Origin of the sequence: Amycolatopsis magusensis, assembly GCF_017875555.1 — a bacterium.
In the GTDB taxonomy this organism is placed as follows: domain Bacteria; phylum Actinomycetota; class Actinomycetes; order Mycobacteriales; family Pseudonocardiaceae; genus Amycolatopsis; species Amycolatopsis magusensis.
Genome location: NZ_JAGGMS010000001.1, coordinates 2,785,018 through 2,805,142 on the forward strand (window position 1 = coordinate 2,785,018; position 20,125 = coordinate 2,805,142).

Consider the following 20,125-nt stretch of genomic DNA (forward strand, 5'->3'; position numbering starts at 1 on the left):
AACCGGCGCCCGGCCAGCAAACCCGAGCACCAGAGCCACCCACCCCTCCCCATCCCCGGTCCCAAGCCCAAAACACGGCGAAGGCCCTCTTGTCAAGGTACGTTTCCCAGCCTTGACAAGAGGGCCTTCGCCGTCGTCACACTAAAACACCGGGGTGGCCCCCCCAAAAAACAACCTACCCCCGCGGACTGTTCTGATAAGCCGCCAGCTTCCACTGACCAGCTTCCTTCACCACGACCCACGAAGCACGAATGGCCCGCTCATCGGCGACTTCGGCCTCGTCCCCGTGCAGCACACCGCCCTGCGTGATCAGGACGCCGGCCTCGGCGCTGAAGAACTCGATGCTGATCGGCTGCCCGGTGACCCGGGTGCCGTTGTACGGGCCGGCGAAGGCGCCGGCCATGAACGCGCGGATCTCGTCCTTGCCCTTGCGGAACAGGCCCGGCAGGATCATCGTGCCGTTTTCGGTGAACACCTCGGCGAAGGCGTCGGCGTCGTGCGCGGCCCAGGCCGCGATGATCCGCTGCGGGATGTGCGCGACGGCGGCCTGGTCCCCGGCGGACGGGGTGGTCCGGACTGCGGCAGTGGTCATCTCCGTTGGCTCCCTCGGCTCAGCTGCTCAGATGTACAGGGTGTTCGGCTCGAGCCCGCACAGGACCCGCCCGTACAGCTCGTTGTTGGTGTTCGGGTGCATCAGCGCGTGCAGGTTGACCGCCTGGATGTCCCGCGCGATCCGCTGGATCGGCACGTCGCTGTAGATCGACGACCCGCCGCTGGCGGTGGCGAAGATGTCCACGGCCTCCTTGGCCAGCCGCACCACCGCGCCCATGTCGGCGCGGGCCTGGGCGCGCTCCTCGAGCTTCCACTCGGCGCCCTGCTCGCCCTTGCTGTCCACCAGGGACGTGAGCCGGTGCGCGTGGAACCCGACCTGGTCCACCTTCAGCGTGCCCTCCGCGGCCTGCAGGTGGGTCAGCGGCGCCTCCGCCTGGTTCTCGTAGGCGGTGTAGGTGATCTTGCGCTTGCCGACGCGCTCGAAGAACGCCTCCTTCGCGGCCTGCGCCACGCCGACCACGGTGCCCACCGACGAGGCCGAAGCCACCGGCAGCAGCGCGTTGCGGTAGATCGGCGAGTTCGCGTTCAGCTGCGACGCGTACTGGCCCTGCAGCACCAGCGGCAGCGGGATGACCCGGGCCGACGGCACGAACAGGTCCTGCGCGACGGTGCTGACGCTGCCGGTGCCCTTGAGCCCGGAGGTGTACCAGTCGTCGACGATCTGCAGTTCCGACATCGGCACCAGCGCCATCACCGGCACCGGCTGCTGGTCGGGCGCCACCAGCACGGCGATGATCTCCTGCCAGTGCGCGTGGTGCGCGCCGCTGATGAAGCTCCACTTGCCGTTGACCACGATGCCGCCGTCGACCGGCGCGGCCATCGCCGACGGGCTGAGCGTGCCGCAGATGCGCACGTCCGGCGTGGAGAAGACCTCGTCCTGGACCTCGTCCGGGAAGGTGCAGGCCATCCAGGTGGGGATCCAGTAGACGGACGCGGTCCACGAGGTGGACGCGTCGGCGCGGCCGAGTTCGGTGGCCACGTCGACCAGGGTGCGCGTGTCGGCTTCGTAGCCGCCGTAGCGCTTCGGCACGCGGAGCTTGAACACGCCGGCGTCGGCCAGCGCCTCGATCGACTCGTCGTGGATGCGCCGGTTCTCCTCGGCCCAGGCCGCGTGCTTCTTGATCAGCGGCGAAAGCTCGGACGCGCGACGAACAAGTTGCTCCCGCGTCGGAAGATCGATCGTCGTCATCAGTATTTCCTCCTAGAAAAAATCAGCCGAGAATCACCCGACAATCCTCCCGATGGTCGCATTCGCGCCGACCGGGCGGAGTCTCCTCGATTGCCGCCACTGCCAGGCAATTCGGGAGAAGCGCCGGTCGTTCGCGGCTGGCTACGATCCGCTTGTCGCCGGTTGAACCACCAGAAGGGTTCGGGAGAACATGAGTACTGCAGAGGACCGGATCCCGCTGTCGCTCAACCAGGAGTTCCTGTGCATGTGGGACCAGGGCGACGAGGCGGGTCCGTTCGGGCCGAAGTACAACATCATCTTCGGCGTCCGGGTCACCGGTGGCGTCGACGAGGGCGTGCTGCAGTCCGCTTTGGACGATGTGGTCGTCCGCCACGAAGCCCTGCGCACCCTGGTGATCCGCGACGAGAAGTACCAGAAGGTGCTGCCGCCGGGCCAGGTGCCGCTGTTCGTCAGCGACCTGGGTGACGTGCCCGCCGCCGACCGCCAGCTGCGTGCCGAGCAGTTCATCGGCGAGATCGAGTCGGGTTCGTACAGCGCGGTGGAACTGCCGCTGATCCGGGCGTTCCTCGGCCGGTTCGACGGGGACGACGCGGTGCTCGTGCTGATCGTGCACCACACCGCGGCCGACGAGTGGTCGATGCCGCTGATCATGCGCGACCTGGCCGCCTTCTACGCCGGCCGCCTGGAGAACCGCCCGCACGGCCTGGCCGACGCCCGGCAGTACCCCGAGTACTCCGTGTGGGAGAAGCAGAAACTGACCAGCGACTCCGCCGCGAAGTCGCGCGAGTTCTGGGCCAAGGAGCTCGAAGGCGCGCAGATCCTGCCGCTGAAGACGCACTTCCCGCGCTCGGCGGGCCGGGACAAGACCACCGCCTGGCACCGCTTCTCCATCGCCGAGGACCTCGGCGCGGCGCTGCTGAGCACCGCGAAGGCCACGCGCAGCTCGCCGTTCATGGTGCTGCTCGCCGCGTACAACGCCTTCCTGCACAAGCTGACCGGCGAGACCGACGTGGTCGTGATGACCTTCACCTCCGGTCGTGGCGAGGCCTCCTTCCACGACACCGTCGGCGCCTTCTTCAACTACCTGCCGCTGCGCACCGACCTCAGCGGCTGCGAGACCTTCGCCGACGTCGTGAGCCGCACCCGGCGCACCTGCCTGCGGGCCTACGCGCAGGACATCCCGTTCGGGGAGATCGCCGCGCAGGCCCCGCAGCTGATGGGGCCGGGCATGGCCGACGACGGCGCGCCGTGCGCCTTCCAGGTGTTCCGCTCGCCGTTCGCGGCGACCGGGGACGCCGGTGGGTTCACCTATCAGGAGATTCGCCGGCGCCTGCTGCCGCAGGCCGCCGGTGGGGACATCCCGGACGGCTCGATGTGGCACATCGACATGGAGTTCGACGGTGAGATGGCGGGCACCCTCGGCTTCAACACCAACCTGTACGACGCGGACGGCATGCGTGAGCTGGCCGCGAACTTCCTCGGCACGCTGAAGAACACCGTCGGCGCGCCGGACACCCCGCTGGACCAGATCTAGCCGACGCGGCGCTGGCCGATGACACCCCGGAGGATGGGCGAGATGACGAGCAACCTGGACCTCGAGCAGACGGTCGGGAAGATCTGGAAGGAGGTGCTCAGCGTGCCCGACGGCAAGGGCGAGGCCACCTTCTTCGACCTCAACGGCGACTCGATCACCGCGGTGCGCCTGGTCTCCCGGATCGAGGACGAGATCGGCGTGGAGATCGAGGTCGGTGACATCTTCGAGGAGGACCCCTCGCTGGCCGTCCTGGTGAAGGACGTGGTGGCGAAGGCGGCCGCCCGGTGAGCGGTCTGGTCCGCGTCCGGTCCGGCCACAGCCTCGACGACGTCGAAGAGATCCTCGAGCGCGATGGCGCGATCATCGTCGAGGACTTCGCCGACGACATCACGCGCGAGGCGCTGCTGGCCGACTTCCGGCCGGCGCTGGAGGCGCAGGACTACGGCGACGACTGGTACAACGGCACGAAGACCCGCCGGGTGTCCTCGCTGTTCGGGCGCACGAAGGAACTGACGCCGATCGTGACGCACCCGCTGTACCTGGGGGCGGCGCGGCGGATCATGCAGAAGCCGGTGCCGATCTGGCTGGGGCGCTCGCGTGTGGAGATGACGCCGACCATCCAGATCAGCGGCACGCAGCTCATCCAGATCCACCCGGGGCAGGGCAAGCAGCCCCTGCACCGCGACGACGCGCTGCACCTGCGGCGGCACCCGGGGCCCACGAGCCGGGTGCAGATCATGGTCGGGCTGAGCGAGTTCACCGCGGAAAACGGGGGGACGCTGGTCATCCCGGGCAGCCACCACTGGGACGACGAACGGCCGCCGCTGGCGAGCGAGGCCATCCCGACGGAGATGCCGGCGGGCGGTGCGCTCATCTGGCTCGGCGGGGTCTACCACGGTGGCGGGAAGAACGTGGGAGATTCTCCCCGGACCGGGATGACGATCGCACTGGACCTGGGGAACCTGCGGCAGGAGGAGAACCAGTACCTGGCGGTGCCGCGGGAAATGGTGCTGGCCTACCCGGAGGAAGTGCGGCGGTTGCTGGGGTATGACCGGTGTCCGCCGGGGTTGGGGTGGTACGAAATGGAAGACCCTTATTCGCTGCTTACTTCGGAGGAGTGAGCCACCCCGGTATTTTATTGTGACGACGGCGAGGACCCTTGTGTCAAGGCGGGAAAGATGCCTTGACACAAGGGTCCTCGCCGTGTTTTGGGCTGGGGACCGGGGATGGGGAGGGCTGGGTGGCTCTGGTGCTCGGGTTTGTGTGGCCGGTGGCGGTTTGTGAGGAGGATGGTGGTCGGGGCCCGTTCCGTTGCTGGGCGGCGGCTTTCCGGGGGGCTTCTGTTACAGGGGGCGTTTGGGGCTCGGCTGCCGGTTGAGGACACGAATGTGGCTTTGGGGGCGGAATACGCCCCCAAAGCCACATTCGTGTCCAGGTCGGCGGGGTGGGGGCGTGCTGATGCCGTGAATGTGGCTTTCACGGCCGATTCCGCCGTGAAAGCCACATTCACGGCACTTGGGAGGCCGTGGAGTGTCACGAATGTGGCTTTCGGGACGTTGGATGTCTCGAAAGCCACATTCGTGACAGTGGAGGAGGGGGTCAGGCGGCGGGCTTCAGGGTGACGGGGAGGGAGCGGTGGCCGTTCATGATGAAGGTGGGCAGCGGCTCCAGGTCCGAGCGCGAGACGGCCAGGTCCAGGTTCGGGAAGCGCTCGAACAGGGTGGACAGGCCGATGGTGGCGACCGCGCGGGCGATGCCGGCGCCCAGGCAGAAGTGCGGGCCCAGGCCGAAGGACAGGTGGTCCTTGTCTTCGCGGGTGATGTCGAAGACGTCGGCGCTGTCGCCGTGCACGGCGGGGTCGCGGCCGATGGCGCTGTAGTTCACCAGGAGGGCGTCGCCCTTCGGGATGGTGACGCCGTCCAGTTCGATGTCTTCGACGGCGTAGCGCAGCGGCAGGTGGGCCAGGGGGGACTCCACGCGCAGCGTCTCGTCGATCACCGCGTCCCACGAGAGTTCGCCGCTGGTGACCAGGTTCAGCTGGTCCCGGTGGGTGAGCAGCGCGGTGATCGCGTTGTCGAAGAAGTTGATGGTGGTCTCCGAACCGGCACCCAGGATGGCGAAGATGGTGTCGGTCAGCTCCTCCTCGGACAGGCGCGTGCCGTCCTCGTCGCGCGAGGCGATCAGGTCGCTGGTGATGTCCTCACCGGGGTTCGCGCGCTTCTCGGCGATCAGTTCCGCCATCGCGCCACGCCAGCCGCCGAGGATCGCCTGAGCTTGTTCCGGGGTGACGGTGGTGTCCACCATCATGTCGATCACCTTGGCGGTGCTCTGCCGCGCGGCCTCGCCCATGCCGATCAGGTCGGCGACCAGCATCGCGGGCAGCGGGTAGGCGAAGCGCTCGCGCAGGTCCACGACCTCACCCGCGGGCACCTGCTCCAGCGCGCCGATCAGCATCTCGGTCAGCTCGACGATGCGCGGCTTGATCGCCTCGGTGCGGCGGCGGGTGAACGCCTTGCCGACCAGGCGGCGCAGCCGCACGTGGTCCTTGCCGTAGGAGGTCACCATGTTGTCCATGGCGATCCAGCTGATCATTTCCCAGTCACGCGGGATGTCGCCGTTGATGAACGCGGGCCAGTGGTTGCGCGCGCTCTTGGTCACCCGCGGGTCGGTGAGCACCTGCTTGATCGCGGCGTAGCTGTTGAGCGACCACACGACCACACCGCCGGGCAGTTCCACCTGGACGGCCGCGCCCTGCTTGCGCAGGCCGTCGGCTTCGGCGTGGATGTCCCGGCCGGTGGTGTCGAGGGCGTAGGGGCAGCGTTTCTCCATCATTTTCTCCCGAATCGTGCCAAAGGCCCCCGGAATGCCGTCGGGGCTGTAGCCACAGCGGATGCTACGGCCGGGAATTCGGCCGGAGAAGGCATTCGGAGCAATTCGGCAATGGAGAAGATGGGACATTCTCCGCTATTGCCGGGGTGCGCCCGCGGGATTGACCGGGGTAGTGGCGCGGTGATTCACTCGCGATTCGCGTGACCGGGTCCCCGCGCGGGCGTGAAGATCGCATAGCGGGAGCGGGAAGAAGCTCGCTCGAGTACCGCTGACCTGCGCGAAGGCCTCGAAGCGCTGGGCACAATGGGAGAAGACGCCGCCGAACCGCCCCTGCATGCTGGAACCCGATCGTGTGAACCTCGCGGTGAGACGAAAAAGGACTGATGGGGAGTGCGGCGTGAGTGTTGAGCGGATTTCGATTGTCGGCATCGGTCTCAGCTACCCCGACGCCAGTTCTCCGGACGAGCTCTGGGAGAACGTGCTGGCGGGGCGGCGGGCATTCCGCCGGCTACCCGACGAGCGGATGAACCGCGAGGACTACTACTCGCCCGACCCCGAGGCGCCGGACCGGTTCTACGCGGAGAAGGCCGCCGTGCTGCGGGACTTCGAGTTCGACCGGGTCAAGTACAAGGTGGCGGGCAGCACCTTCCGCACCACCGACATGACCCACTGGCTGGCGCTGGACGTGGCCGCCAGGGCGCTGGCCGACGCCGGGTTCCCCGAAGGTGAGGGCCTGCCGAAGCTGAGCACCGGCGTGGTGCTGGGCAACAGCCTCACCGGCGAGTTCTCCCGCGCCAACATCATGCGCCTGCGGTGGCCGTACGTCCGCCGCACGGTCGCCGCCGCGCTGGCCGAGAAGGGCTGGGGCGAAGAGGACATCGCCACCTTCCTGGGTGAGCTGGAAGTCCAGTACAAGGCGCCGTTCCCCGAGATCAACGAGGACAGCCTGGCCGGTGGCCTGGCCAACACCATCGCCGGGCGCATCTGCAACTACTTCGACCTCGGCGGCGGCGGGTTCACCGTGGACGGCGCCTGCTCGTCCTCGCTGCTGTCCATCGTCACCGCGGCCAACGCGCTCGTCGAACGCGACGTGGACGTGGCTCTCGCCGGTGGTGTGGACCTCTCGATCGACCCCTTCGAGGTGATCGGCTTCGCCAAGACCGGCGCGCTGGCCACCGGCGAGATGAAGGTCTACGACGCCGACTCCAACGGGTTCTGGCCCGGTGAGGGCTCCGGCATGGTCGTGCTGATGCGCGAGGAGGACGCGATCGCCCGCGGCGCCCGCATCTACGCGACGCTGGCCGGCTGGGGCGTTTCCTCCGACGGCAAGGGCGGCATCACCCGTCCCGAGGCCGCCGGTCACCGCCTCGCCCTGACCCGCGCCTACAACCGCGCCGGGTACGGCGTGGAGTCCGTGTCCTACTTCGAGGGCCACGGCACCGGCACCGCGCTCGGCGACGAGACCGAGATCATCGCGCTGTCCGGCGCCCGCCGCGACGCCGACCCGTCGGCCGAGAAGGCCGCGCTCGGCACCATCAAGGGCAACTTCGGCCACACCAAGGCCGCCGCCGGGATCGCCGGGCTGATCAAGGCGACGCTGGCGGTCCACCACCAGGTCATCCCGCCGGGCACCGGGCAGAACGAGCCGCACCCGCTGCTCACCGCCGACGACGCCACCATGTACGTGCCGCGCGAGGCCGGGCTCTTCCCGGCGGGCAAGGAGATCCGCGCCGGTGTCTCGGCGATGGGCTTCGGCGGCATCAACTCGCACGTCACCGTCGAGCAGGGCCCGGACATCCAGCGCCGCGAGGACCTCGACGAGCGGACCCGCGCGCTGGTCACCGGCCGCCAGGACGCCGAGCTGCTGCTGCTCGACGCCGAGGACCTGACCCAGCTGCGCGACCGCGTGGCCGACCTGGTCGCGGTCGCGGCGAAGCTGTCCATGGCGGAGCTGACCGACCTGGCGGGCACGCTGGCCGGGGAGCTGTCCGGTGGCGCCGCCCGCGCCGCGATCGTGGCCACCAACCCGGAGGACGCCGCCCGCAAGCTGGACCGGCTGCGCGGCCGCCTCGACGGCGGTGAGACGAGCATCTTCAGCGCTTCGGAGGGCATCTACGCGGGCAACCGCAACGCCACCCCGAAGATCGCCTACCTGTTCCCCGGCCAGGGTTCCGGGCGCGGCGCGGCGGGCGCCATCCGCCGCCGGTTCACCGCCGCCGACGAGATCTTCCAGGCCGCCGGCCTGCCCACGGGCGGCGACCAGGTGGCCACCGAGGTCGCCCAGCCGCGGATCGTCACCGGCTCGCTGGCCGCGCTGCGCGTGCTGCGCGGGCTCGGCATCGAGGCCGACACCGCGGTCGGGCACAGCCTCGGCGAGCTGACCGCCCTGCACTGGGGCGGCGCGATGGACGAGCAGCAGGTGCTGCGCCTGGCCGGGATCCGCGGCAAGGTGATGGCCACGGCCAGCGACGGCGGTGGCGCGATGGCCGGGCTGCAGGCCGAGCCCAACCAGGCCGAGCGCTTCGCCGAGGGCGAGGACGTGGTCATCGCCGGCTACAACGCCCCGCGCCAGACCGTCCTTTCCGGACCGGCCGACGCGATCGACCGGGTCTGCGAGAAGGCCCGCGCCCAGGGCGTGACCGCCACCCGCATCAACGTCTCCCACGCCTTCCACTCGCCGCTGGTCGAACCGGCCGCGGTGGCGATGACCGAGCAGCTCGAGGGCTTCGGCTTCGACCGGCTCAACCGCCCGGTGATCTCCACGGTGACCGGCGACGTGCTGCACGCCGCGGAGAACGTGGCCGAGCTGCTGCGCGACCAGATCGTGCAGCCGGTCCGCTTCCGCGAAGCCGCCGCGAAGGCCGCCGAGCGCAGCGACCTGGTGATCGAGGTCGGCCCCGGCCGCGTGCTCGCCGGGCTGTTCAGCGAGATCGCGCCGGACACACCGGTGCTCTCGGTGGACACCGACAGCGGCTCGCTCTCCGCGATCCTCGGCGTGGCCGGTGCCGCCTTCGCGCTCGGCGCGGCGCTCGACACCGCGGCGCTGTTCGCCGGTCGCGTGGTCCGGCCGCTGCCGCTGGACGGCGAGATGTCCTTCCTGGAAAGCCCCTGCGAGGCCGCGCCGTCGATCGACCTGGAGCTGCTCCGCAGCCAGCAGAGCGCCGAGGCCAAGGCGACCGCGGCGTCGAAGGCCGACTCGGCCGTCGACACCGACGCCGGCAGCACCCTCGACCTGCTGCGCAAGCTCGCGGCCGAACGGGTGGAGCTGCCGCTGGAGACGGTCACCGCGGACACGCACCCGCTCGACGACCTGCACCTGTCCTCGATCACCGTGGGCCAGATCGTCAACGACGTGACCCGCGCGCTCGGCCGCCCGCCGCTGGAGGGCATGCCGAACTTCGCCACCGTCTGCCTCGGCGAGCTGGCCGAGATGATCGACGAGCTGGCGGAGACCTCGCAGCGCTCCGACGACGCCCCCAAGGGCGAGGTCCCGGGTGTGGCGCCGTGGGTGCGGCCGTTCGCGGTGCAGTACGTGCGGGCCCCGCGCCCCTTCGCCGACATCGGCTCCGGCGGCACGACCGCCGAGTGGACCGTGTTCTCCACCGACGACCACCCGCTGGCCGAGCCGCTGCGTTCGGCGCTGGCCGCGGCCGGCATCGGTGACGGCGTGCTGCTCTGCCTGCCGCCGGACGCCGACGCGAGCCACGTCGGGCTGTTCCTCGACGCCGGCCGCGCGGTGATGGGCGCTCCCTCCGGTACCCGCTTCGTGCTGGTGCAGCAGGGACTCGGCGCCTCCGGCATGGCGAAGACCCTGCGGCTGGAGGACCCCTCGATCCGCACCACGATCGTCGACCTGCCCGACGCCGCGGCCACCAACCCGCTGGCCGTCGAAGAGGCGATGGGCTTCGTGGTCAGCGAGGTCGCGTCCACAGTGGACTTCGCGGAGGCCCGCTACGACGCGGGCGGCAACCGCTGGGTGCCGGTGCTCAAGCCGCTGCCCGCGCCGCCGGAGGACCCCGGTCCCTCGCCGCTGTCCGCCGGGGACGTGCTGCTGGTCACCGGTGGCGGCAAGGGCATCACCGCCGAAAGCGCGCTGGCCATGGCCAAGGAGTCCGGCGCCAAGCTGGCCCTGCTCGGCCGCAGCCTGCCGGAGAACGACGCCGAACTGGCGGAGAACCTCGGCCGGATGGGCGCGGCGGGCATCGACTACCGCTACGAATCCGCGGACGTCACCTCGGCCGAGCAGATCAAGGACGCGGTCGACAAGATGCAGGCCGAACTCGGCCCGGTCACCGCGATCCTGCACGGCGCCGGCCGCAACGAGCCGAGCGCGTTGTTCAGCCTGACCGAAGAAACCTTCCAGAAGACGCTGGCACCGAAGATCGACGGCCTCCGCGCGGTGCTCGCCGCGGTCGACGAGGACAAGATCAAGCTGCTGGTCACCTTCGGCAGCATCATCGGCCGCGCCGGGCTCCGCGGTGAGGCGCACTACGCCACCGCGAACGACTGGATGACCGAGCTGACCCTGCGCTTCGGCCGGGAGCACCCGAAGGCGAAGGTGCTCGCGCTGGAGTGGTCGGTCTGGTCCGGGGCCGGCATGGGCGAGAAGCTCGGCGTGGTCGGCGCCCTGATGCGCGACGGCATCACGCCGATCCCCACCGAGAACGGCATCGAGATGCTGCGCCAGGTGCTGGCCGACCCGGACTCGCCGCCGGTGCTGGTGGTTTGCGGCCGGACCGGTGGCCTGGCCACCCTGCCGGTCCAGCGCCAGGAACTGCCGCTGACCCGGTTCGTCGACCGCGCGGTGGTGCACTACCCGGGCGTCGAGCTGATCACCGAGGCCGACCTGTCCGCGGGCAGCGACCCGTACCTGGCCGACCACCTGCTCGACGGGGACCTGCTCTTCCCCGCGGTGATCGGCATGGAGGCGATGACCCAGGTGGCCGCCGCGGTGACCGGCCAGAGCGGCCCGCCGGTGCTGGAGAACGTCGAGTTCCTGCGGCCGATCGTGGTCTCGCCGGGCGGCTCGACCACCATCCGGCTGGCCGCGCTCGCCCGCAACGGCGAGACGGTGGACGTGGTGATCCGCAGTGAGGACACCGGGTTCAGCGCCGACCACTTCCGCGCCCGGCTGTGCTTCGGCAGGCCGGACCTGGCCGGTGAGCCGGGTGCCTTCGCCGACCTGAGCAACCCGCTGCCGCTGGTCCCGGTCGACCCGGTGACCGAGCTCTACGGCACGGTCCTGTTCCAGGGCAAGCGGTTCCAGAAGCTGACCGCCTACCGGCGCGCCAGCGCCCGGCACGCGGTGGCCGAGGTCTCCGCCGACGCCGGCCACTCCTGGTTCGCGCCCTTCCTGCCGCAGCAGAAGCTGCTGGCCGACCCGGGCACCCGCGACACGATGATGCACGCGATCCAGTGCTGCGTCCCCGACGCGACGCTGCTGCCGCAGGGCATCGAGCGGCTGTACCTGGCCGACCCGGCCGACCAGGACGTGGAGTTCGTGGTGCTCGACGCCCGCGAGCGTTCGCAGGACGGCGACACCTACGTCTACGACCTCGACATCCGCGAGCCGGGTGGCGATCTGGTGGAGCGCTGGGAAGGGCTGTCGCTGCGGGCGGTCCGCAAGCGCGACGGGGCCGGTCCGTGGACGCCCGCGATGCTGGGCTCCTACCTGGAGCGGGCCTGCGAGCGCGTGCTCGGCGGCACCAGGGCGGTCGTGGTGGAACCGGACCCGCTGGGCGTCGACGTCGGGGCCACGCCGGAGCGGCGGGCGCAGACGAAGCTGGCGCTCTCCCGGGCGCTGGGCCGTCCCGCCGAGGTGCAGTACCGGCCCGACGGCAAGCCCGAGACCGACGGCTTCGAGATCTCCGCTTCGCACAGCTCGCGCCTGACACTGGCGGTCGCCGGGTTCGGGCAGCTCACCTGCGACGTGGAGACCGTGGTGGAGCGCACCGACGACGACTGGGCCGGCCTGCTCGGCAGCGAACTGCTGGCGGTGCGGGACCTGCTGGCCGCGGAGACCGGTGAGTCGATCGCCGCGGCGAGCACCCGGGTGTGGAGCGCGCTCGAGTGCATCCGCAAGACCGGCGAGATGACCCAGGCGCTGACCGTGCAGCAGGTGCACCCGGACGGGTGGGCGCTGCTGTCCAGCGGCGAGGCCCGGATCGCGACCTGGACCACCACGATCGAAGACCGGCCGGACCCCGTGGTCTTCGCGGTACTCGAAGGAGAGGAAGGCTGAGAATGGCGAACACGCCGGGCTACTACGAGATCCGCCACACGGTCGGGTTCGAGGAGACCAACCTGGTCGGGAACGTCTACTACGTCAACTACCTGCGCTGGCAGGGCCGGTGCCGGGAGATGTTCCTCAAGGAGAAGGCGCCCGCGGTGCTCGAGGACGTCCGCGACGACCTGAAGCTGTTCACGCTGAAGGTCGAGTGCGAGTTCTTCTCCGAGATCACCGCCTTCGACGAGCTGTCCATCCGGATGCGGCTGGAGGAGCTGACCCAGACGCAGATCCAGTTCAGCTTCGACTACGTCCAGATCACCGGCGGCCAGGAGAACCTGGTGGCCAGGGGCCGTCAGCGCATCGCCTGCATGCGCGGCCCGAACACGAACACCGTCCCGTCCCGGGTGCCGGAGCAGCTGCGTGAGGCGCTCGCACCCTACGCCGAAGGTCCGAAGGCCGCGGCCGCCGTCAAGGACATTGCCGCAACGGCGCCGGCCAGGAGCAAGGGGGTCTGACCGTGTCGGAAACCGTGCAGGCAGCGGCCGAGCCGGTGGAGCCGGCCGCCAGGCCCGCTCCGGTGGCACCGCTGAAATCGCTCTCGGTGCTGCCATCGCAGCGCCGCAAGCGGTTGTCCACGCCGACCACGCTGCGCGAGGTCATGTCCCAGTTCGCCACCGGGATCACGGTGATCACCGCCGGTGGCGAGCGGGGGCACGGGATGACCGCGAACGCGTTCAGCTCGGTGTCGCTGGACCCGCCGATGGTGCTGTGCTGCGTTTCGCGGGCGGCCCGGATGCACGACGCGATCCTGTCGGCGAAGTCGTTCGCCGTGTCCATCCTCGGTGCCGAGCAGCGCGAGCTGGCGCGGTACTTCGCCGACTGGCGGCGCCCGCGCGGGCTGGCCCAGTTCGACTCGGTCGACTGGTACCCGGGCCCGCACACCGGTTCGCCGCTGCTGTCCGGCTCGCTGGCGTGGGTCGAGTGCAGCCTGGCCGAGGTGTACGAGGGCGGCGACCACTCGATCTTCCTCGGCAACGTGGTCAGCTCCAAGCGGGGCACCGGACCGCAGGCGCTGACCTTCTTCGGTGGCGACTACCACCAGGTGGGCCCGGATGTCCGCGCCTCGGCCTAGGTTGACCGTGACCGTGACCGGGGGCACCGGGTTCGCCGGTGCCCACTCGGTCGCGGCGATCACCGCCCGCGGGCACCGCGTCCGGCTGCTGGCGCGGGACCCGGCTTCGGCCGGTCCCGCGCTGGAGCCGCTGGGCGTGGACCCGGGGGCGGTCGAGGTGGTTGCCGGTGACGTCACCGACGAAGCCGCGGTGGCCGCCGCGGTCCGCGGTGCCGACGCCGTGCTGCACGCGGCCGCGGTCTACTCGTTCGACAGCCGTCAGCGGGCGGTGATGCGCGCGGTCAACGAGCGCGGCACCGAGGTCGTGCTGGCGGCGGCGAGGCGGGCGGGCGCCGGGCGCATCGTGCACGTGTCCAGCGTCGCCGCGTTGTTCCCCTCGCGCGAACCGCTGGGCCCGGACTCGCCGGTGGGCGAGCCGCGGGAGGCCTACATGGCGACCAAGGCCGCCGCGGAAGTCGTCGCGCGGCGGCACCAGGCCGAGGGCGCGCCGGTGGTGATCACCTATCCGCCGGCCATGCTCGGCCCGCACGACCCGAAACTCGGCGACCAGAACGCCCGGCTGCGCAACGTGTTGCGCGGGCTGATGCCGTTCTGGCCGCGTGGCGGACTGCCGATGGGCGACGTCCGCGACACCGCCGAACTGCACGCGCGTGTGCTGACCGACTTCCCCGGCTCCAACCGGGTTTTCGGCCCCGGCCGCGCGGTGTCCACACGCGACTACGTGGCGGCCGTGCGTGAGGTCACCGGCCGCGCGCTGCCCGCGTTGTTCCTGCCACCGGCCGCGCTGGTGCCGGTGGGCAGGCTGGCCGACCTCGCGCAGCGGGTCTGGCCGTGGCGGATCCCGGCGGAGTACGGCGCGATCTACGCCTGCGCGTGCGACGCGCGGGTCGGGGACGCCGTGCCCACCGCCGGCCTGAGCCCGCGGCCGCTGGCCGCGACCCTGACCGACGCGGTGCGGTGGCTGCACCGCGCCGGCCACCTGTCCGATCGGCAGGCCGGTGTGCTGGGCACGCCGGTGCCGATGTCGTTGTCACCAGGAAGGGCTGTCCGATGAGCGCCGAATCCGTTCCCCAGCGAAACGACGAGAGCACCGAGCCGATCCCGCTGTTCGGCCGCGCCGAGCCGCCCGCCGTGCCCGCCGACGCGCACGACGCGCCTGACCCCCGCTGGCTGAGCGGCCCGCCGTACCCCTCGGTGCCGCGGCTGGGCCGGGGCCTGCGCTGGAGCGACCTGGTCGCGCAGATGGAGGCCGACCACGCCGAGCGAGAGGCCAGGAGGGCGGCGTGAGCGAGCGGACGGACGCCAACGCCTACGCGCTGGACCCCGGGCAGGCGGCTCCCGCCGGGCGCTCCGGGTCCGCGCGCGCGGTGGGGGGTGACGACGTCGTTGTGCCGTTTCCCCGGCACCGCACCGAAGCGGGGCGAACGGGGCGCGCCCCGGCCGGCGGGCGGCAGCGTTCCGTCCGCGAGCCCGGGCGGGACTTCTCCCGTGCCGGGCGCACCATGGCCGGATTGCGCGAGGAGCGCGACGCCGAGCGGGCCAAGATCATCGAGGGCAAGCCGGAACGCCAGCACAAGCTCGGCAAGCTGACCGCGCGCGAGCGCCTCGACCTGCTGCTGGACGAGGATTCGTTCACCGAGGTCGAGCTGTACCGCAGGCACCAGCTGAGCGGGCCGAAGCTGGGCGACAACCGGCCGTACACCGACGGGGTGGTGGCCGGGTCCGGCACCATCGACGGACGGCGGGTCTTCGTCTACTCGCAGGACTTCACCCTGTTCGGCGGCTCGCTCGGGCAGGCGCACGCGGCGAAGATCCACAAGGTGATGGACCTGGCGCTGGCCACCGGGTCGCCGTTGATCGGGCTCAACGACAGCGGGGGCGCGCGGATCCAGGAGGGTGTCGAGGCGCTGCACGGCTACGGCGGCATCTTCCGCAGGCACGCGGCCGCGTCCGGGGTGATCCCGCAGATCAGCGTGATCCTCGGGCCGTGCGCCGGTGGTGCCGCGTACTCGCCGGCGCTGGCCGACTTCACCTTCATGGTCCGCGACACCGCCCGGATGTACCTGACCGGGCCGGACGTGGTCGAGGTGGTCAGCGGCGAGCGGGTCAGCCACGACGAACTCGGCGGCGCCGACGTGCACGGCGAGCTGTCGGGCTCGGCCGCCGTGGTCTGCGACGACGAGCAGAGCTGCCTCGCCGACGTGCGCTACCTGGTGTCGATGCTGCCGCGCAACAACCTCGAACCGGCACCCCGCACGGTGGGCAGCGGCGCCGGGTCCGAGGTGCGGCCGCGGCTGGCCGAGATCGTGCCGGTGGAGCCGAACCAGCCCTACGACATCCGCAAGGTGATCGCCGAGGTCGTCGACGACGAGGACTTCTTCGAGATCCACGAGCTGTGGGCGCGCAACGTGGTGTGCGCGTTCGGGCGGGTGGACGGCGAGGTGGTCGGGGTGGTCGGCAACCAGCCGATGGTGCTGGCCGGCGTGCTGGACCGGGAGGCCTCGCAGAAGGCCGCGCGGTTCGTGCGCTTCTGCGACGCGTTCAACATCCCGCTGCTCACCCTGGTCGACGTGCCGGGCTTCCTGCCGGGCACCGAGCAGGAGCACAACGGGGTGATCCGGCACGGCGCGAAGCTGCTCTACGCCTACTGCGAGGCGACCGTGCCGCGGATCCAGGTGGTGCTGCGCAAGGCCTACGGCGGCGCGTACATCGTGATGGACTCGCGGTCCATCGGCTGCGACCTGTCGCTGGCCTGGCCGACGAACGAGATCGCCGTGCTCGGTGCCGAGGGCGCGGTCAACGTGCTGTTCCGCAAGGAGCTGGCGGCCGAGGAGGACCCGGAGCCGCTGCGCCAGGAGCTGATCGGGGCCTACACCGAGGAGTTCCTCGACCCGGCCTACGCCGCCGAACGCGGGCTCGTCGACGACGTGATCGACCCGGTGGACACCCGGGCGGCGATCGCGCGCGGGCTGGCCATGCTCCGGGACAAGCGGACCGAGCGGCCGCGGCGCAAGCACGGGAACGTCCCGCTGTGACCGGCGGGGAACCGCTGGTGCGGGTGGTCCGCGGCGAGCCCGACGACTTCGAGCTCGCCGCGGTCACCGTGGTGGTGGCCGCCCTGCTGGCGGCGGCCGCCGAGCCGGCGGCGCCGGTGGTACCGGAGCCGCGCAGTGGCTGGGCCGACCGGTCCCGCACGCTCGGCATCCCGGTGCAGCACGCTCCCGGCGCGTGGAACTCCTAGGGAGAACCTCCGGATCAAGCGGGACGTCAGCAGGACATCAGTGAGCTGCGGCACACTGGGTGGACAAGCACAGACGGCTACGGAGGTCCGCTGATGGAGTACTCGGAACCGGGGGAGAACTCGGCCGCCACGCTGGCGCCCGACCTCATCGAGGAGGCTTTCGGCGTGGATGAGACCACCGTGGTGCCCTCGCCGCGCCAGTACGTCGAAGGGCCGATCGTCCTGGGCTACAACTAGGCGCTGTCCGGTGGGGTGAATTCGGCTCGGACGCCGAGGAGCCGCACCGGCCGCCGCACTTCGAAGCGGTCGAACACCGCCAGCGCCGCCCGTTCCAGTTCGCCACCGTCGGTAGTCGGGGCGGGCAGGGTCAGGCTGCGGGTCTGCGTGATGAACGGGGCGAAGCGCACCTTCACCGCGACCCGCACCGCCGGGCGGCCTTCGGCCAGCACGTCCTGCGTGACGCGCTCAGCCAGCTTCCGGATCTCGGCCGCCATCTCCGCCGGGTCGGTGAGGTTCTCCTGGAACGTGGTCTCCCGGCTGCGTGAGCGCGCCACCCACGGTGTGCTGGTCACCTCGGTGTCGCCGACGCCGAGCGCGAGGATCCGGTACCACGGCCCCATGGTCGGGCCGAAGCGCGCGGCCAGCGCCTTCGGGTCCGCCGCGGCCAGTTCGGCCACTGTGGACACTCCGAGCTCGGCCAGTTTCTTCGAGGTCTTCCGCCCGATGCCCCACAGCGCCTCGGTGGGGCGTTCGTGCATCACCTCGGCCCAGTTCTCCTCGGTGAGCCGGTAGACCCCGGCGGGCTTGGCGAACCCGGTGGCCAGTTTCGCGCGCAGCTTGTTGTCGCCGATGCCGACCGAAGAGGACAGCCCGGTCCGCTCGGTGATCGCCGCGCGGATCCGCCCGGCCAGTTCCTCCGGATCGCCGGTCCGCGCGCCGATGAACCCCTCGTCCCACCCCATCACCTCGACCACCACCGGAAACTCGCGCACGGCGGCGAACACCCGCTCGGAGACCTCCTCGTAGGCGGGCGGGTCGCTCGGCAGGAACACCGCTTCGGGGCAGCGCTTGGCGGCCAGCCGCAGTGGCATGCCCGAGTCGATGCCGAAGGCGCGTGCCTCGTAGGAGGCCGTGGCCACCACCGCGCGCTCGGCGGGGTCACCGTTGCCGCCGACGACCACCGGCTTCCCGCGCAGCTCGGGGTGCCGCGCGACCTCCACCGCGGCGATGAACTGGTCGAGGTCCACGTGCAGGACCCAGCTCTCCGGCATGCCCACAGTGTGCACCCCGACCGCGGGTTGACACGTGACCTTTTGGTCACATAACCTGACGTGGTGACCACCGACGACCCCGTGTCGCGGGCCCTGGCCGACCTGGAGGAAGACCGATGACGAACACCACCGCGACCGACACCGTGCAGATCAACCGCGTCTACATCAGGGCGACCCCGGAGCGTGTCTGGGAGGCCATCACCTCGCCGGAGTGGAACGGCAAGTACGGCTACGGCGCCCCGGCGAAGTACGACCTGCGCCCCGGCGGCAAGTACGAGGCCTACGCCACCGAGGAGATGAAGGCCTACGACCCGAACCTCGGCGACATCTGCGTGGACGGCGAGGTGCTCGAGGCCGACCCGCCGCGCAAGCTGGTGCAGACCTGGCGGATGTGCATGGACCAGGGCACGAAGGAAGAAGGGTTCACCCGCCTGACGTGGGAGATTGAGTCCAGTTTCGACGGTGTGTGCAAGCTGACCGTGACCCACGAGCTCAGCGGCGCGCCGAAGCTGGCGGAGTTGGTCAGCGGGGCGCTCGAGCGCACCGGTGCCGGTGGTGGCTGGTCCTTCGTGCTCAGCGACCTCAAGTCGCTCGTGGAGACCGGGGCGCCGCTGGCGGGCTGAACCCCGGTGGCCGGGCCGCGTGCCCGGCCACCGCAGACCTGCGAGGACGGAGACCATGGACCTGCGCTCGAGGAGGTGGGGCAGGGCCGTGGTGCTGGTGGTCGTCCTGCTCGCCGGCATGCTCATCGCCACGCCCGCGACCGCCGCGGCGCCGGGGCGGCAGACCCACACCGGGGTGCTCGGCGGCGCGGCCTTCCGCGTGGAGACGCCGGAAAACTGGAACGGCACGCTCGTGCTCTACAGCCACGCGTACTTCAGCGCCGGACTGCCGATCCCACCCGAGGTGTGGCTGGCGAACCGCAAGGAGACCGAGCACTGGCTGCTGGCCAACGGGTACGCCTTGGCCGCGTCGGACTACGAGGGCCGGTTCGGGTTCGCGGTGGAACCGGCGCTGCGGGACCAGATCGCCGTGCTGGACTGGTTCGAGCGTCACATCGGCAAGCCGCGGCGGACCGTCGCGAGTGGAATGTCGATGGGTGGCGGGATCGCGGTCCTGCTGGCGGAACGGAACCCGCGCCGGATCTCCGGGGTGGTGGCCACGTGTGCCGACATCGACCACCTGGCGCCGTACAACATGTCGCTGGACGTCACCTTCGCCCTCCGCACGCTCCTGGCGCCGGACGAGGACATCGACCTGGTGCTCGCGGACGATCCGGCGGCCAGCACACAGGCGCTGCTGGGCGTCATCGAGCGGGCGCTGACCACACCGGAGGGCCGGGCGCGGCTGACGCTGGCCGGCGCCTTCGGCAACCTGCCGCCCTGGCGGCACGCGCACCACGCGCCGCCGGTTTCGCTGGTGGAACGGATCCAGCAGCAGGCGGCGTGGGCTTCGAGTTCTTCTTCGGCGCTGGGTCCGGCTGGTCGCGCTGATCTGGAACGCCGGGCCGGCGGTAATCCGGCTTGGAATGTCGGGGTGGATTACGGGAGTCAATTGGCTCGGTCGAGTCAGCGGGGCCTGGTCGAAGAGGCTTATCGGGCGGCTGGTCTCGATGTGCGGGACGACCTGGAACGCCTGGCTGCCGAACCGCGGATCGCCGCGGATCCGTGGGCGACGGGGTACATGTACCGATATGCGGTGCCGCACGGGATCACGCCTGCGCCGGTGCTGACGTTGCACAACACGGGCGATGGTGGGGCTTCGACGGATCAGGAGAACTGGTATTCGGGTCAGGTCGCCGCGCGCGGTGGCGGGGATCGGCTGAGGCAGGTGTTTTCGGCCCGGGGGAATCATTGTGCGTTCAGTGGGGCTGAGGAGATCGTGAGCCTGCAGACCATGTTCGCTCGGGTGGAAACGGGGAGGTGGCCGGATACCGGTGCGGATGCGTTGAATTCGGCGGCTGCGAGGTTTGGGCCTGAGTATCATGTGGTGACGAATTTCGGGGACTTCGCGGATAAGGTAATGGGTCCGTCGTTTGTTCCCTTTTACCCGTCGCCGTTGTTGAGGGGTTCTCGGTGATGTAGGGGC

At 70.7% G+C, this 20,125-nt stretch carries 17 protein-coding genes; 13 read left to right on the forward strand and 4 right to left on the reverse strand.

Annotated features, from left to right (window positions below):
• Positions 1–175: 175 nt before the first annotated feature.
• Together JOM49_RS12935 and JOM49_RS12940 are read right to left on the reverse strand one after the other, a co-directional pair.
• A complete protein-coding gene (locus JOM49_RS12935; RefSeq protein WP_209664538.1) occupies positions 176–592 on the reverse strand; it encodes an SgcJ/EcaC family oxidoreductase in 417 nt (138 codons plus the stop codon).
• A gap of 27 nt (positions 593–619) precedes the next feature.
• Positions 620–1,801 carry an acyl-CoA dehydrogenase family protein gene (locus JOM49_RS12940; RefSeq protein ID WP_209664539.1) on the reverse strand — a complete coding sequence of 394 codons (1,182 nt, stop codon included), beginning with the start codon at positions 1,799–1,801 and terminating at the stop codon, positions 620–622.
• A 190-nt stretch (positions 1,802–1,991) separates the two neighbouring features.
• Here JOM49_RS12940 and JOM49_RS12945 point away from each other — a divergent pair, with 190 nt between their 5' ends.
• The 3 genes from JOM49_RS12945 to JOM49_RS12955 are packed head-to-tail and all read left to right on the forward strand — an operon-like array spanning position 1,992 to position 4,456.
• Positions 1,992–3,335, forward strand: a complete 1,344-nt coding sequence (locus JOM49_RS12945) for a condensation domain-containing protein (RefSeq protein WP_209664540.1) — start codon at positions 1,992–1,994, stop codon at positions 3,333–3,335.
• 42 nt (positions 3,336–3,377) lie between these two features.
• Entirely contained in the window at positions 3,378–3,623 is a 246-nt protein-coding gene (locus JOM49_RS12950) for a phosphopantetheine-binding protein (protein WP_209664541.1), read from the forward strand.
• On the forward strand, positions 3,620–4,456 hold the full coding sequence (locus tag JOM49_RS12955; RefSeq protein ID WP_209664542.1) for a phytanoyl-CoA dioxygenase family protein: 837 nt from the start codon (positions 3,620–3,622) through the stop codon (positions 4,454–4,456). The genes JOM49_RS12950 and JOM49_RS12955 overlap by 4 nt, the downstream gene beginning before the upstream one ends.
• Positions 4,457–4,934: 478 nt before the next feature.
• Here the strand turns inward: JOM49_RS12955 and JOM49_RS12960 are convergent, their stop codons facing one another.
• Positions 4,935–6,164, reverse strand: a complete 1,230-nt coding sequence (locus tag JOM49_RS12960) for a cytochrome P450 family protein (RefSeq protein ID WP_209664543.1) — start codon at positions 6,162–6,164, stop codon at positions 4,935–4,937.
• A gap of 397 nt (positions 6,165–6,561) precedes the next feature.
• Here JOM49_RS12960 and JOM49_RS12965 point away from each other — a divergent pair, with 397 nt between their 5' ends.
• From JOM49_RS12965 to JOM49_RS13000, 8 genes are all read left to right on the forward strand, one after another.
• Complete coding sequence (locus JOM49_RS12965) at positions 6,562–12,405, forward strand: type I polyketide synthase (protein ID WP_209664544.1); 5,844 nt, start codon at positions 6,562–6,564, stop codon at positions 12,403–12,405.
• A gap of 2 nt (positions 12,406–12,407) precedes the next feature.
• Complete coding sequence (locus JOM49_RS12970; RefSeq protein WP_209664545.1) at positions 12,408–12,908, forward strand: acyl-CoA thioesterase; 501 nt, start codon at positions 12,408–12,410, stop codon at positions 12,906–12,908.
• 143 nt (positions 12,909–13,051) lie between these two features.
• Positions 13,052–13,525, forward strand: a complete 474-nt coding sequence (locus JOM49_RS12975) for a flavin reductase family protein (protein WP_209671135.1) — start codon at positions 13,052–13,054, stop codon at positions 13,523–13,525.
• A gap of 7 nt (positions 13,526–13,532) precedes the next feature.
• On the forward strand, positions 13,533–14,579 hold the full coding sequence (locus JOM49_RS12980) for an NAD-dependent epimerase/dehydratase family protein (protein ID WP_308158731.1): 1,047 nt from the start codon (positions 13,533–13,535) through the stop codon (positions 14,577–14,579).
• Complete coding sequence (locus tag JOM49_RS12985; RefSeq protein WP_209664547.1) at positions 14,576–14,812, forward strand: DUF6222 family protein; 237 nt, start codon at positions 14,576–14,578, stop codon at positions 14,810–14,812. The genes JOM49_RS12980 and JOM49_RS12985 overlap by 4 nt, the downstream gene beginning before the upstream one ends.
• 215 nt (positions 14,813–15,027) lie before the next feature.
• Positions 15,028–16,560 carry an acyl-CoA carboxylase subunit beta gene (locus tag JOM49_RS12990; protein ID WP_209671137.1) on the forward strand — a complete coding sequence of 511 codons (1,533 nt, stop codon included), beginning with the start codon at positions 15,028–15,030 and terminating at the stop codon, positions 16,558–16,560.
• Positions 16,557–16,766 (forward strand): acyl-CoA carboxylase epsilon subunit, encoded by a 210-nt coding sequence (locus tag JOM49_RS12995; protein WP_209664548.1) that lies wholly within the window; start codon positions 16,557–16,559, stop codon positions 16,764–16,766. Before JOM49_RS12990 ends, JOM49_RS12995 begins: the two co-directional genes overlap by 4 nt.
• A 93-nt stretch (positions 16,767–16,859) precedes the next feature.
• Positions 16,860–17,003 (forward strand): hypothetical protein, encoded by a 144-nt coding sequence (locus JOM49_RS13000; protein WP_209664549.1) that lies wholly within the window; start codon positions 16,860–16,862, stop codon positions 17,001–17,003.
• Here JOM49_RS13000 and JOM49_RS13005 read toward each other — a convergent pair.
• The gene (locus tag JOM49_RS13005; protein ID WP_209664550.1) at positions 17,000–18,037 is read right to left on the reverse strand and encodes a DNA polymerase IV; all 1,038 of its coding nucleotides are present in this window, start codon (positions 18,035–18,037) and stop codon (positions 17,000–17,002) included. The two genes, JOM49_RS13000 and JOM49_RS13005, sit on opposite strands and share 4 nt — an antisense overlap.
• Before the next feature lie 116 nt (positions 18,038–18,153).
• Between JOM49_RS13005 and JOM49_RS13010 the strand changes: the two genes are divergently transcribed.
• Together JOM49_RS13010 and JOM49_RS13015 are read left to right on the forward strand one after the other, a co-directional pair.
• On the forward strand, positions 18,154–18,660 hold the full coding sequence (locus tag JOM49_RS13010; RefSeq protein ID WP_209664551.1) for an SRPBCC family protein: 507 nt from the start codon (positions 18,154–18,156) through the stop codon (positions 18,658–18,660).
• Positions 18,661–18,835: 175 nt separating this feature from the next.
• The gene (locus JOM49_RS13015; protein ID WP_308158732.1) at positions 18,836–20,116 is read left to right on the forward strand and encodes an alpha/beta hydrolase family protein; all 1,281 of its coding nucleotides are present in this window, start codon (positions 18,836–18,838) and stop codon (positions 20,114–20,116) included.
• Positions 20,117–20,125 lie beyond the last annotated feature (9 nt).